The following is a 14,190-nucleotide window of genomic DNA, read 5'->3' as shown; positions in this document are numbered from 1 at the left end:
GTCCAGTTGCCCTAAATGACGGAAGCAAGCCAGAACAACACGGTTACCAGGGCAATCCCGGCCGTGTTGGCTGCCATGTCGCGCCAGCAGAAGCTGCGACCGGGTACGCGTTGCTGCAACAGTTCGATCGCAAGACCCGCCAGCAGAAGGCTGGCAAGCCACCCGCCGCGCAGGATCCAGTCCGGTTCGATCCGCAGGGCCAGCGTGGTCAGCAGCGCAAAGGCGCCAAAGTGCAGCAGCTTGTCATGCGGAAGCGGCGGTAACCAGCCTGCGGGCAATAAACAACCAATGGCGACCGCGCCGGACGCGGCCATGAAGACTATCAATTCCCAGGACATCACCGCCTAAGTTTATTTACCGAAACCCGGCATCAGAAATTATCCCACCGCAGGCTCAGCTGCAGGGCACGGCTATTATATTGGAAGAGCGAAATGTTCTCGCGGTTAAACGTACCACGCCATTCCAGCGTCAGGCTGGTGTGAGGGCGTAGCGCCCACTGTCCGGCCGCACGCAGCGTGGTCATGTTCTGCCTGCGCCGCGCCTCGATCAGGCCGGCCGAATAGATGTCGGCGCCGCGCCAGTACTGGTGACTCAGTCCGGCTTCCATGGTCACGCGCTCGGTGAGTTCGCCATACCATTGCAGGTTGCCGAACCAGCCTTTGCGATCGCCACCCGGGCGGCCGACGCCACTGTCATCGTCAAGGCGCGTCAAGGTGGCCTGTGTGAGCTGACGTTTGCCACGGTAGCCGAGGATGCCACCCAGTTCCAGGGTCGTGCCGTCATACGCCGGCCGCGTGGGATAACTGACCCGGCTGGCATTGGCCGAAACGGCGAATTCGACGCCCTGCGGCAGGCCCAGCATCGTGTTGAGCGGTGGCGTAGCACGTACCTGGAGCTGCTCCTGGCGCTGGTACAGCGCGCGGTCGAGCGTCACATAGCCCAGCGCAGCGGTGCCACGCAGGCGCCAGGCGCCGGGTGTCCAGCTGTGCTCGACAGCGCCCAGCACCGACGCGCTGTCCAGGTCGCGTTCGCGGTCGTGCCAGCGCGAATACACCTGGACGATGGCATTCGTACCGGACTTGCCGACCGGACGCAGCCATGAGGCAGACAACTGGTTGAACCCGTCCGAGCGAGGCAGAAAATCAGGCGACAGCTCGTAATCGGTCTGCTCGCTGCCGGTCCCGATGGCAAAGCGCGGATTGCTGGCACCCTGGTTGACGTTGTCGTCGTAACCGCGGGTCGCCGACAGCAGCAGGGCGCCGCCGGGTTTGCCGCCGCCGGCGACGCTCTTGCGACAGCCGCGGGCGCGGTAGTGCGCGATCGCCTCGAGAATGCCGGGCGGCGGGTTGAAGCGCCGCTCGACTTCGCCGAACAGGCGCTCGGCTTCAGCTGCATTGCCCAGTTCGCACTGGCTGATCGCCAGGTCGAGCCAGGCCCCGGCGTGCTTCGGTTGCTGCCCGACAAAGCGCTGCAGCATCTTCGCGGCTTCATCGGGGCGGCCATCGTCGAGCAGACGCAAGGCTTCGCGGTACAGCACGTCGTCCGGATCGATGGCAGGCGCGACTTGTGTGGCGGTCGGCATCGAATCTGGCGCCTGCGCCATGGCCGGGGCGTCGCAGGCCAGGCCGGCCAGGGCCAGGGGCAGCAAAAAAATACGGTGGGCTCTCATACGGCCTGTTCCAGGGTGTACACGCGGGTCGGGCGGCCTTTGCCGCGCAGCTGGCGCTCGCCGAGCAGCAGCAACCGGTGGCGGTGGCTCAATGCGGCCGTGCCTTCGCCGACGATGACGTCGTGTGGATAATCGCGCGCCGCCTGTTCGAGGCGGGCTGCAGTATTGACGCTGTCGCCGACGGCGGTATAAATGCTGCGCGCGGCGGTGCCATAGTCGCCCGCCATCGCCGCGCCACTTTCGATGCCGATACGCACCCGCAACGGCGGCTTGCCAAGTGCCACGCGCGCCGCTGAAAATTGCGCCACTTCGAGCAGGATGCGCGCAGCGGCGTCCAGCGCCAGGTCAGCGTGGTCGAGGTTCGGCAACGGTGCACCCCAGAACGCCACCAGGCCATCGCCGGTGTACTTGTCGAGCGTGCCGCGGTGCGCCAGCACGGGGCCGGTCAGGCATTCGAGAAAATCGGTGGTCAGGCGCGCCGCTTCTTCCAGCGATAGCGTTTCCACCTGACTCGTATAGCCTTCCATGTCAGCCACCAGCGTGGTCACGTCGAGGCGGCGGGGTGCCAGCGGATCGTTCAAGCCGCTGCGCAGCAGTTCGTCGACCACTTCGCCGGCGACGTACTGGCGCAGCGTGCCGAGCAACTGGCGCGAGCGGCGCTGCGACATTTCCCAATGAAACGGCACCGCGACCGCCAGGAGGTACAGGCCGCAAAAGAGGGGGCCAGCCGGTGCGAAGCCTGTGTCGCGCGGCACCAGCAGCCAGACGATCGGCAGCCACAGCAGCGAAGCGGCGCCCAGCAGCACGGCGTTTGCTGCGGCCGACAGGCGCGGCAGCGTATAGGCTGCAACCAGGACGACGATCAGCGTGAACAGGAACGCGATTGCCTTGCCCGGCAGCGGGGCGGGCGCCAGGCCCTGCTGCCGGTCGAGCAAGGTGCTGAGCATCGACGCATGCACCAGCAGACCCGGACTCGACGCGCCGAGCGGTGTCGGGATGCGGTCGCCGATGCTCAGCGATGACGAGCCGATCAAGACCAGGCGGTCGCGCGCCATGCCGGCCGGCATGCGGCCGGCCAGCAGGTCGACTGCCTTGACCACGTCGTAGGCAGACCAGTCGCGCGAATAGGGAATGCGTTCGACACTATCGACCGCGGGCCGGGCCGCAGCCGGGGTGCTGCAGCACGCCAGGAGCGCGAGCGAGAGGGAAGGGTAACTGCGGCCACTATAGATAGTTGTCATCGGCAGGCGGCGCAGGGTGCCGTCGGCATCGGGCAGAACGCCGATATTGCCTGCATGACGCGCTCCCGCCAGGCCGGCGTGGTTTGCCAGGTAGCCGTGCGCGACCATGATAGCTGGATCGGTTGCGCTGCCGGCGGCCACAGGCGCTCCCCCGATCAGTCTTCCGCCGGTGAGTGGCGCGTCGGCATGGACATAATCGAACATCTGGGCCAGCACCAGCGGACCGTGGCCGGCGAGCATCGCCAACCGCATGTCGCCATCGACGTCGGCCGGCTTTTCCATCAGGATGTCGAGCGCAACGCCGCGCGCGCCGTCGGCCAGTACCAGCTCGGCCAGATCGGCGATGCGGGCGCGCGGCCATGGCCACGGCAGTTGCGCGACGCTGCTTTCATCGATGTCGATCACCAGCACACGCCGCTCAGGCGCCGTACTCGCCTGCAACTTGATGACACCGTCGCGCAGCCACTCGTCGGCGGCCGACGTCAGGCCAGGGATGCCCTGCCACTGCAACCATCCCGCCAGGATGAGCGCCACGATGACGATCAAGCCGCGCAACACGCCTGTTTCGCGCAGGACGTTGCGCACGGAGCTTGGAGGGATCATGGATCGGGGCGGGAGCTGGGCGGCGCCGGGAGCGCAGAGAGGCAATAGTTGAAACCGTAAGTATAGCGGTTAGTCGTGCAGCAGAGAAATGTTAACCTGTGTCAGGAATTGTCTAATCATTGTAGTATGTGATGGTAGTCACAGACTTTAGCAGCTGTGCCCGGACAATGCTAGGCAAGGAGAATCTATGCTACAAAAATTCGCACTGGTGGCTGGCCTGCTGTGGTCAGTTGCCGACATCGCCGCGGCAGCCGAGGCTGGGCGCGTCGTGTTCGTCACCGGGCAGGCCCAGGTAGGTGCCCGCGCGGCAGTGCAGGATGTAGCAGTGCAAGAGGGCGACCAGATCACCACCGGCGCTGATGGCTATATCTATGTCAAGACGGTCGACAATGGCTTTCTGATCTTGCGCCCAAACAGCAAGGCGCGGGTGGTGGCGTATGCGATCGACAAGGCCGACCCATCGAAAACCCAGGTCAAGCTCGAACTGCAGCAGGGTGTCGCGCGTGCGATCTCGGGGCAGGGCGTGCAGCAGGCAAAGCAGAATTTCCGTTTCAATACACCTGTGGCGGCCATTGGCGTGCGTGGCACCGACTTCACTGTCTACACCGACCAGCAGACCACGCGCGTGTCGGTCGTATCCGGCGGGGTGGTGATGAGTGGCTTTAACGCCAGTTGTTCGGCCGCCGGCACCGGGCCATGCGAAGGGCGTGACGCCAAGGAGCTGTTCGCAGGCCAGCGCGGTCTGCTGCTGCAGGTCGAGCGTGGCAGCAGCATCCCGCTGCTGCTGCAGAATCCTGCGCTCGCGCCGGACCAGAACGGCAAGCCCCGTGCCGATGAGCCGGTCGCCAAGCAGGCGGCGCCGTCAGTACCGATGGCGCAAGTGAATCTGGATCCGCAGCGCACCGAGCTGGCGTTGCAGAATGTGCGGCCTCCCATGCCACCAGTAGCTCCGCAAATCCCACCTGTTGTTGCGCCTTCACCTATCGTGCCTGAGCCTGAAATCCCTATCGCTCCAGTAGTTCCAGTTGTGCCTGTATCGCCATCAATCCCAGTGATACCAGTTCCATCTAAACCACCAGTTCCCGAAGTGTTTTGGGGGCGGTGGCAGGCAATTGCCGGTGAGCCTGCAAACCTTGGTAAGATCGGGGACTCGGATGTCGAAATTGCAACTTATTATGGATCCTACGCGATCACGCGGGTAAAAAATTCAGAGTTTTCCTTGCCTAAGGATGGTGGCGCGTCGTTTTCATTGGTGAAGAGTGAAGCAATTATGACTAACATTGATGGCGATCGAATTGCATCGGTCGAGAATGGAAAGTTTACCGTTGATTTTTCGACAAAGAAATTTTCAACTGAATTGGAAGTGAAAGCCGGTCTCGATCGTGTGAATGTTGTCGGTAGTGGGATTGTCACCGACAAAGGCAAGCTTTATAACGACGATGTCTCGGAAACAATGATTCACGGTTATTTAGGCGGTAAAAACGCAGAACAGGCAGGTTATTTGTTCAAAAATTCAGCAACGCCCGGTATTACGGTGATTGGTGCCACTTCCTGGAGTCGGTAAACGTAATGCACAGTGATTTGAAAGAGTACAGAATTACAAGTAAGCTATTGATATAGTTGAAACAATCTGTAAAAAAATTCTGTTTAATCGCAAAAAAACACAGAGATGTGATGCCCGTCACAACATTGCTGGTTGAATCTGGCAATATACTTCGCAGTTCTGCAGTACAGCCCTACTCGTTACCTCAGTAGGCGGCAGACTTGGGTTACAAACCACACTTAAAGGATCTAAAATCATGGCAGCACAAGATTACACCGGCGTCGTACAACAACTGTACATTTCGTATTTTGGCCGCCCGGCTGATTACTTTGGTCTGAAGAATTTCACCGAGCAGCTCAACGCACTTGGCGCACCAACCGAATTTGCTGCACTGCAAGCGCGAGTTCAAGCTGACGCTGCTGGTACCTCCCCACTGACGAAGCTGATGAACACCTTCAGCAACTCGCCAGAATCGATTGCTCTGTACGGTAACGACACCACCCAGCTGGGCGTTTCAAAGTTCGTTGCAGCAATTTATCAAAACGTACTGGGTCGTGAAGCCGATATCCCTGGCTTCAACTTCTGGGTCAATGCAATCACCTCGGGCTCGCTGAGCAAGGCTAACGCTGCTGCCGCTATCTCGGCTGGCGCAACCGCGAATACCACGGCTCAAGGCGTGCTGGATGCACAAACCGTTGCTAACAAGCTGTCGGTCGCTACCACCTTTACCGCTGCTCTGGACACCCCAACCGAGTTCAATGCATATGCTGGCGACAACGCAGCTGCTGCCGGTCGTTCGCTGCTGCAAGGCGTGAACAACACCACCAATCTGACCTCTTACCAAGCTAACATCAACGACACGATCAGCACCATCGTGAACGTTGCTCAGCCAGGTACCACCGTGTCGCTGACCGTTGGTGTCGACACCCCAACCGGCAGCGCTGGTGATGACATCTTCAACGCGATCCCACAAAACGTGGCCGGCGAAAGCGCTGACACCCTGGGTTCGTTCGATGTGATCGATGGCGGCGCAGGCAAAGACACGCTGAATATCTATACCGGCGGTACCGGTGGTACCACGTTCAACACCACCCAGCAGGGCATGGTCAAGAACGTTGAAACCATCAACATCTATAACGCAACCGGCGCAACGTTCGCTAGTGCTGGCATTGATGCTGCTAAATTTGTCGGTGCAACCAACATCAACCAAGTTGGCAACGCAGCAACTGTCAACAACCTGTCGGCTAGCACCACTGCTACCTTCACCACCGTATCGACTGACACTACTGCAATCAACGTTAACGCAGCTGCGGGCGTATCGGCTGCAAAAGTTGCTCTGAGTGGTGTGACTGGTGAAACCACCGCTGGCGCTGGCCAGAACGCTGTTGCCGTGAATGTCGGCGGCGCTGCGCTGTCGTCGGTGACTGTGTCGGGTACTATCGCTACTGCTGATGCTACTTTCACTACTACTCCAGCCGTTGCGCTGAACGTCACTACTGGCGCAAATGCCAGCAACGTTTCGGTTGACACCCTGACCGTGAACACCGCAATGAAAACCACCCTGACTGTCACCAAAGCAGCTGGTTCGACCGGCGATGTGACCTCGATCAATGCAGCAGGTTCGACCGGTGGCATCACGTTTGCCGCAGGCGCAGCTGTAGCAACGATCGTGACCGGCGCTGGCGCCGATGTCATCAGCGGTACCTTTACCACCTCCGCTGCAGCAGGCACGACCGCTGCTAAAAATGCATCGATCATGACCGGCGAAGGCAAGGACAACATTACCGTGGCGTCGGCTGCCAACAGCACCGGTTTGACCACCGTCGATGCAGGCGCTGGCGATGACACGATCACCGTAACGAAGCTGGCTGGCGCTGGCTTGAACATCCAGGGTGGCGAAGGTAACGATACCGTTGCCATGTTGGGTACCGTTGCACTGGCAACCACCGATGTGATCAATGGCGGCGCTGGTACCGACACGATCTCGGTTGCAGGTTCGGCCTCGGCTCGTACGGCTGATGACTTCATCGTCTTCAACAAGCTGATCACGAACTTCGAAACCATCAAGTTTTCGAGTGCCGAAGGTGTTGCTGCTGTCACTAGCGGAACTCCAGTTCCTGGCGTTGCTCTGAATGCATCGCTGCTGGGCGCGAACTACACCACTATCGATCTGGCAAATAATTCGTTCGTCAGCAATGTCGGTACTCAGGCTATCGTTGCCAATGGCAACCTGACGGTTTCGACCACGGGCTACAAAGCACCTGTCGCAGCTGCTGGTAGCACTCCTGCAGCCGATGCAGTCTACGCTGGTACCCTGTCGATCACCGAAAAGGTGACTGGCACGGTTACCGCCAACGCTGACGTGGTCAACCTGACCGTCGCTGCTGGTACTACCACTGCTGGCGTGGTCGGCACTCTGGCAGGCGATGCCAAGTCGGCAATCGTTACCGTCACCAATGGTCTGACCACTGGTGGTACCGCTGATACCGCTGCTAGCTTCGTACTGAATACCGGTAACGGTAATGCAGAAATGACTTCGGTCACGGTGTCGGGCACCGGTTCGGCAACCATCACCAACGCAGCCGATAGCGCGCTGGTCAACGTTGACGCATCGGCTCTGGCTGGCAAGGCGACTGTTGGCGCCACTGCTGGTACCGCAACCGCCGGCCTGACGTACGTCTCGTCGAACGCTGCAGTTGAGACCATCAAGCTGGGTGCTGGCATTGACAACATCACCGTGGGTGCATCGACCTATGGCGCTGTTGACACCATCTCTGGCCTGAACCTGGTTCTGGCAACTGGTGGTACGGCTCTGGCAGCTACCTCCGATGTCCTGGACATCGGTGGCGTGACCGGTGCGTTTGTTAAGTTCACCACCACCCAAACCGACTTCGATCTGGCGCTGAAAGATGCGGCTGCTTACGCTGTCAGTGGTACGGCTGCCAACAATCTGGTGTTCAGCTTCGGCGGCGATACCTACGTGTACAGCGATGCTGGTACCGCTAACGAAGTCGACTCTGCTGATGTTCTGGTCAAGCTGACCGGTACTGTCAACCTCGACACTCTGGTTATCGCTCTGGGCTAAAAACAGATTCACAACCCGCACTGTGGTGTGGGTTGTTGAGTTGAATTGATGGGTTATGAAGAGCTCGATTACTGGTTTGTTCTGAAGAGCTGTCGAATGCGGAGGGCATCCTGCTGAGTTTCGGCCAAATGGAATAACGAGCTATCGATCTGAAGTAACCTGCCTAAAGGGCCACGCTAACGCGTGGCCCTTTTACGTTGGTACGAAAAAATCAAAAGTGTTGCCGAAGAAGCTACTTTCGAAATGATGGCGATATACCCTATTTTATAAGGTCGTTAGTGCAGGCCGGTAAGTGGTTGCAAGAAAGCTTTTGTTGGAAGTAGTAATGAAAATTCCTCTGGCTTAGTCTCTATACCTGTGCTACGCTCTCAAAACTTTGTGATCTGCGTCACATAAAAGCCAATTTTTACCTCCTCTTCTTGCAAGTCTTTATGAAAAATCCCTTGAATAAAAAGAACGAGATCTTGCAAGTGCTGGCCTCGTTCAAGAGTGCTTTCTTTACCGTTGGTGTATTTTCTGCTGTAAGCAATCTGCTTATGCTGGCACCGTCGTTGTATATGTTGCAAGTATATGACCGCGTTCTGCAGAGCCGAAACGAGCTGACGCTGCTCATGCTGACGATCATGATGCTACTGGCTTTTGTGATTGTTGCTGGTCTCGACGTTGCGCGTAGTTTCGTGTTGGTTCGCGTCGGCGCGCATATGGATCTTAAACTTAACAAGCGCGTCTATTCCGCAGCCTTCGAGCAGAATTTGAAGCGAGCCGGGGGCAATGCAGGTCAGTCGCTGACGGACTTGACGACCTTACGTCAATTTTTGACTGGCAACGGTGTTTTTGCCTTTTTTGATGCACCCTGGTTTCCGATCTACTTGGCTGTAATCTTCATGTTTAATACGACCTTGGGATTTTTCGCCCTGGGCGGCACAATCGTGCTTGTCGCATTAGCTTTTTTAAACGAGCGTATAACACATAAGCCGCTGGCCGAGGCTAATACCACCGCCATTTCAGCGAACCTGCAAGCCACGAATAATTTGCGCAATGCAGAAGTTATTGAATCAATGGGCATGTTGCCTAATTTGATGAACCGCTGGTTCAAAGTACACTCGCGTTTTTTAAATTTTCAGGCTGATGCCAGCGAAAAGGCTGGAAAAGTAAACGCTGCTACGAAGTTCGTACAGACTGCGTTGCAGTCCCTCGTATTAGGTCTGGGTGCCTTGCTTGTTCTCGAAGGTAAAATCTCTCCAGGCATGATGATCGCTGCCTCGATCTTGCTAGGGAAGGCACTAGGTCCAGTTCAGCAAGTCATCGGGGCGTGGAAAAGCTTTGCGTCCACCCGTAGTGCTCATGAGCGCTTGACCAAGCTACTCGAGGCCAATCCAGAACGCAGCTCCGGTATGGAGCTACCTAAACCGAACGGCCAAGTGTCTGTCGAAGCGGTGGCAGCGTTAGCCCCAGGAACAAATGTCGCTGCGTTGCGTGGTGTCAGTTTTGCAATTATGCCGGGTGATGTTCTTGGTGTAATCGGGGCGAGTGGTTCCGGAAAATCCACCCTCGCCAGATTGTTAGTTGGAGTATGGCCAGCAACCACGGGCAAGGTGCGACTAGATGGTGCTGATATCTACCAATGGAACAAGGGTGAACTCGGCCCTCACATTGGATACCTACCGCAAGATATCGAACTATTCGCCGGCACGGTGAGCGAAAATATTGGCCGCTTCGGCGAGATCGATGCTGAGAAAGTCGTGCTTGCAGCCAAGCGGGCTGCCGTACACGAAATGATCCTTCGTTTACCGAATGGCTATGACACGATACTGGGCGACGGTGGTGCTGGCTTGTCCGGTGGCCAAAAGCAACGGATCGGATTGGCGCGTGCAATGTACGGTGATCCAGCCCTGTTGGTGCTCGATGAGCCGAATTCAAATCTGGACGAATTTGGCGAGAAAGCGTTGACCAATGCGATCCTGGAATTGCGTCAGCGCGGCAAGACGATCGTGATGATTACGCACCGTACTGCTGCGATTGCAGCGACGACCAAATTGCTGCTGTTGAACGAGGGCACCGTCGGTATGTTCGGTCCTACTGGAGATGTTCTACAGGCATTGCAAGACCAGAATCAGAAGCAGGCACAGGCGGCTCAAGCTGCAGCACAACATAGGGCATCGCAAGCTGACGCTGCGGCACGCGCAACGCCACAGGCAGAGTCAGCGCGGATTGGACAGGAAAAATGAAACTCATTAAAGCCGAAAACAAGCATGACGTAGCAGAGGTTATTACGCATGAAGTAACACCTGTGGATGTGCAAACTGACACACGAAGTTATAGCCGCTTCGGCTGGCTCGTCATCGTCGTTGGCTTCGGCGGCTTCCTGCTGTGGGCCACCACGGCGCCACTGGATCGCGGCGTGCCGATGTCGGGCACCGTCGTCGCCGAAGGCAACCGCAAGTCGGTGCAGCATCTGACCGGCGGCACGGTGCAGGACATCCTGGTCAAGGATGGCGACACGGTGCGCCAGGGCCAGGTGGTCGTGCGCCTGAACAATGTGCTGGCATCGTCGAATGTCGAGTCCACCCGCGCGCAGTTCATCGCGGCCTGGGCCACCATCGCGCGCCTGCAGGCCGAGGGTAGTGGCGCAAAGACGATCGCGTTCCCTGTGGCGCTTGAGCCGTTCAAGGCCGATCCGCAAGTAAGCGCCGCGATGGCGCTGCAGAACCAGCTGCTCTCGTCGCGCCGTATCTCGCTCGACAGTGAACTCAATGCCATCGACGAGAACGTCGCTGGCCTGCGCATGCAGATCAAGGGCCTCGAAGAAGCCCGCGCGAGCAAGCGCGAACAGGCGACCTTCCTCAAGGAGCAACTGGGCGGCATGCGCGACCTGGCCAAGGATGGCTACATCGCGCGTAATCGCCTGCTCGACGTCGAGCGCACCTATGCGCAGCTGAGCGGCGAGATGTCGGAAGACATCGGCAATATCGGCCGTGCCCAGCGCCAGGTACTGGAACTGAACCTGCGCAAGGTGCAGCGCGTACAGGACTTCCAGAAAGAAGTGCGCGGGCAACTGGTGGATGTGCAGCGCGAAGCCGAAGGCCAGGGCGCCCGCCTGCAGGCACAGGACTATGATCTGAAGAATGCCGAAGTGCGCGCGCCGGCTGACGGCGTCGTCGTCGGTTCGTCGATCTTCACGCGTGGCGGCATTGTCGGCCCCGGCGCCAAGATGATGGACATCGTGCCATCGGGCAGCGCCCTGATCGCTGAAGGCGAACTGCCGGTGAACATGGTCGACAAGGTGCACGTCGGCTTGCCGGTCGAGCTGATCTTCTCGGCATTTAACACCAACCGTACGCCGCACATTCCGGGTGAAGTCATGCAGGTGTCGGCCGACCGCGCCATCAACGAACATACCGGCGTGCCTTACTACAAGGTCAAGGCCCGGGTCACGCCGGAAGGTGCGCGCATCATCGCCCAGAAGAAAATGGAAATCCAGGCCGGCATGCCGGTCGAGGTCTTCGTCAAGACTGGCGAGCGCTCGATGATGAGTTACCTGCTCAAGCCGATCATCGATCGCGCCCAGACATCGATGTCGGAGGACTGATGCGCATGTTCTCGATGAAACTGTTGCCTGGCCTTTTGGGCGCCGCGCTGGTCGCGCTCAGTGCCCAGGCGTCGGCAGTCAATCTGCTGCAAGCCTACGACCTCGCATTGCAGCACGACCCGGCATTCCGGGCTGCGCAGTTCACCAATGAGGCGGGCAAGGAAAACCGCATTCTCGGCCGCGCCGGGCTGTTGCCAAGCGTAAGCGCGAGCCACGGCGCCAACAAGGTGGACAACCTGACCGAGAGTGCTGGCCGTACCCTGCGTGACGAACGTTATATTTCGCGCTCGACCACGGTGCAGGTACGTCAGCCGCTGTTCGCCATGGACGCGCTGGCGCGCTACCGCCAGGGTGTCGCCCAGACGAGCTATGCAGCGGCGCAGTTCGAAAGCCAGGAGCAGACCGTCATCCTTCGCGTGGCCGAGGCATATTTCGATGCCTTGTTCCAGGCCGATCAGGTCGCGCTGGCGCGTGCCGAACGCGAAGTATTCGCCGAGCAGCGCAGCGTCAATAACCGCCTGTTCGAAAAGGGCGAGGGCACCAAGACCGACATGCTCGAGACGCAGTCGCGTCTGGATCTGGCCGAGGCTGCACTGATCGAGGCCCAGAACACGCTGGGGTCTGCGCTGGACACGCTGGCCGGCATCGTCGGTGGCCAGGTCGATACGCTGACCCAGCTCCAGCCGGGCTTTCGCGTCGAGCAAAAGGATGTGCTTGGCTACGATCGCTGGAAAGAAACCGCACTGGCACGCAATCCGGATATCCAGGCGCTGCAGTTCAATGTGCAGATTTCTACCGAGGAAATCAAGCGACAGCGCGCCGGACATTACCCGCGCCTGGATGCGGTCGCGACCTACAACCGTGGTATTTCCGATACCACGAACACGGTCAACCAGGATATCAAGACGCAGAGTATCGGCTTTCAGCTGAATATTCCGATTTATTCGGGCGGCGCCATCACCGCATCGACGCGCCAGGCGGCGGCCAACAAGGGCAGGGCGCTGGCCGAGCTCGAAACGCAGATCAGCCGTACGCTGGTCGAGCTGCGCCGTCAGTACACGCTGACCGAAAGCAGCGTGCCGCGCATCGATGCGCTGATCAAGGCGGTCGATTCGGCGCAGTTGCTGGTCACCGCCACCGAGCAAAGCATCAAGGGCGGCGTGCGCATCAACCTGGATCTGCTCAATGCGCAGCGCCAGCTGTCGATCGCGCAGCGCGACCTGGCCCAGGCGCGCTACGGCTACATGCTCGCGTCCCTGCGCTTGAAGGCTGCCGCCGGCACGCTTGGCCGGGATGACGTCAGGCTGCTGGCCGCGTACTTCCAGTAATCCGGCGGCGTCAGTGCCGCACGTAAAAAAGGCCTACGAGCAACTAACGCGTAGGCCTTTTTCAATGGTGCTGCGTGGGGTCAGCCAGGCGCGTTGCTGGCGTTGCCGGCGGCCTCTGCGCTCGTGGCAGCATGTTTGCCCACGCAATGCGGACAAGACACCTCATACACATAATCTGGCGACAGTTGCTGGCGGGGCGTGACGATCGCGCGGCACGCGAAGCACTGCACGGTTTCAGTCGGCTCGAGCTTGGGATTGAGCGCGGTACGGTAGTCGAACACGAAGCAGTCGCCCGTGTAGTGCGCGCCGCCGACGTCCTCGAAATACTTCAGGATGCCGCCCTCGAGCTGATATACGCGCTCGTAGCCGATTTCCTTCATGTGGATCGCCGCTTTTTCGCAGCGGATGCCGCCGGTGCAGAACGTCACGACCGTCTTGCCGGCCAGCTCATCGCGGTGCTGCGCTGCGACTTCAGGAAACTCGGTGAACTTGTCGATGCGGTAGTCGAGCGTGTTCTCGAACGTGCCGACGTCGACTTCGAAGGCATTGCGCGTTTCCATCATCACGACCTCGACGCCGTCATCATCGTGACCCTGGTCGAGCCAGCGCTTGAGCGTGACCGGATCGACCGCAGGCGCGCGGCCCAGTTCGGGCTTGATCAGCGGCATGCGCATCGTGATGATCTCTTTCTTGATCTTGACCAGCATGCGCTTGTGCGACTGTTCGGTCGACAGGCTCTCTTTCCACGTCAGGTCAGCCAGGCGGGCGTCGCTGCGTACCCAGTCGAGATACGTGTCGATGTGCTCGCGGGTGCCCGACAGGAACATATTGATGCCTTCCGGCGTGAGCAGCACCGTGCCCTTCAGGGCCAGCTCGTTGCACAGCGCCTGGTACTGCGGGCGCAAGGTTTCCAGGTCGTCGAGCGTGACAAATTTGTAGGCGGCGATGTTGACGTACTGTTGAGCGGAAGACATGGCGGTAAGGAAGAAGCAAACATGAACGGGACAGGCCGACATTATAAGTCAGTCGACGCTGCCAACCATCAGGGAACCGCCGTATGCTTGTCGGATAGATTTACACCATTGCATCAGAGCATTGATGAATATCAAATAAGTCATTGATTTGTATGGTA

The 14,190-nt window shown here is 59.1% G+C and carries 9 protein-coding genes; 5 read left to right on the top strand and 4 right to left on the bottom strand.

Features of this window, described 5'->3' with window-relative positions; genetic code table 11:
- Positions 1-11: 11 nt before the first annotated feature.
- The 3 genes from AC56LY_RS16065 to AC56LY_RS16055 are packed head-to-tail and all read right to left on the bottom strand — an operon-like array spanning position 12 to position 3,513.
- Complete coding sequence (locus tag AC56LY_RS16065; RefSeq protein WP_499581119.1) at positions 12-338, bottom strand: VanZ family protein; 327 nt, start codon at positions 336-338, stop codon at positions 12-14.
- 32 nt (positions 339-370) lie between these two features.
- Entirely contained in the window at positions 371-1,669 is a 1,299-nt protein-coding gene (locus tag AC56LY_RS16060; RefSeq protein WP_499581117.1) for a tetratricopeptide repeat protein, read from the bottom strand.
- Positions 1,666-3,513 (bottom strand): CHASE2 domain-containing protein, encoded by a 1,848-nt coding sequence (locus AC56LY_RS16055; RefSeq protein ID WP_499581115.1) that lies wholly within the window; start codon positions 3,511-3,513, stop codon positions 1,666-1,668. The genes AC56LY_RS16060 and AC56LY_RS16055 overlap by 4 nt, the downstream gene beginning before the upstream one ends.
- 187 nt (positions 3,514-3,700) lie before the next feature.
- Here AC56LY_RS16055 and AC56LY_RS16050 point away from each other — a divergent pair, with 187 nt between their 5' ends.
- The 5 genes from AC56LY_RS16050 (at position 3,701) to AC56LY_RS16030 (ending at position 13,058) form a co-directional block, all read left to right on the top strand.
- A complete protein-coding gene (locus AC56LY_RS16050; RefSeq protein WP_499581113.1) occupies positions 3,701-5,077 on the top strand; it encodes a FecR family protein in 1,377 nt (458 codons plus the stop codon).
- 235 nt (positions 5,078-5,312) lie between these two features.
- The gene (locus AC56LY_RS16045; protein WP_499581111.1) at positions 5,313-8,141 is read left to right on the top strand and encodes a DUF4214 domain-containing protein; all 2,829 of its coding nucleotides are present in this window, start codon (positions 5,313-5,315) and stop codon (positions 8,139-8,141) included.
- Between the two features lie 431 nt (positions 8,142-8,572).
- Positions 8,573-10,369 (top strand): type I secretion system permease/ATPase, encoded by a 1,797-nt coding sequence (locus AC56LY_RS16040; RefSeq protein ID WP_499581109.1) that lies wholly within the window; start codon positions 8,573-8,575, stop codon positions 10,367-10,369.
- 62 nt (positions 10,370-10,431) lie between these two features.
- A complete protein-coding gene (locus AC56LY_RS16035) occupies positions 10,432-11,730 on the top strand; it encodes an HlyD family type I secretion periplasmic adaptor subunit (RefSeq protein ID WP_499581107.1) in 1,299 nt (432 codons plus the stop codon).
- A 5-nt stretch (positions 11,731-11,735) separates the two neighbouring features.
- Complete coding sequence (locus AC56LY_RS16030; protein WP_499581105.1) at positions 11,736-13,058, top strand: TolC family outer membrane protein; 1,323 nt, start codon at positions 11,736-11,738, stop codon at positions 13,056-13,058.
- Between the two features lie 80 nt (positions 13,059-13,138).
- On the opposite strand, the gene AC56LY_RS16025 is transcribed toward AC56LY_RS16030, so the two are convergent.
- Entirely contained in the window at positions 13,139-14,032 is an 894-nt protein-coding gene (locus AC56LY_RS16025; protein WP_499581103.1) for a sulfurtransferase, read from the bottom strand.
- Between the last annotated feature and the right edge of the window lie 158 nt (positions 14,033-14,190).

Source organism: Telluria sp. ZT3P25 (assembly GCF_059685895.1).
This window is presented reverse-complemented; position numbering and strand designations above follow the sequence as displayed.

What these genes read in the sequence shown, in the direction of transcription:
- AC56LY_RS16030 (WP_499581105.1), top strand. Translation starts at nt 11,736, where the DNA reads ATGTTCTCGATGAAACTGTTGCCTGGCCTTTTGGGCGCCGCGCTGGTC.
- AC56LY_RS16050 (WP_499581113.1), top strand. Translation starts at nt 3,701, where the DNA reads ATGCTACAAAAATTCGCACTGGTGGCTGGCCTGCTGTGGTCAGTTGCC.
- AC56LY_RS16060 (WP_499581117.1), bottom strand. Translation starts at nt 1,669, where the DNA reads ATGAGAGCCCACCGTATTTTTTTGCTGCCCCTGGCCCTGGCCGGCCTG.
- AC56LY_RS16055 (WP_499581115.1), bottom strand. Translation starts at nt 3,513, where the DNA reads ATGATCCCTCCAAGCTCCGTGCGCAACGTCCTGCGCGAAACAGGCGTG.
- AC56LY_RS16065 (WP_499581119.1), bottom strand. Translation starts at nt 338, where the DNA reads ATGTCCTGGGAATTGATAGTCTTCATGGCCGCGTCCGGCGCGGTCGCC.
- AC56LY_RS16045 (WP_499581111.1), top strand. Translation starts at nt 5,313, where the DNA reads ATGGCAGCACAAGATTACACCGGCGTCGTACAACAACTGTACATTTCG.
- AC56LY_RS16040 (WP_499581109.1), top strand. Translation starts at nt 8,573, where the DNA reads ATGAAAAATCCCTTGAATAAAAAGAACGAGATCTTGCAAGTGCTGGCC.
- AC56LY_RS16025 (WP_499581103.1), bottom strand. Translation starts at nt 14,032, where the DNA reads ATGTCTTCCGCTCAACAGTACGTCAACATCGCCGCCTACAAATTTGTC.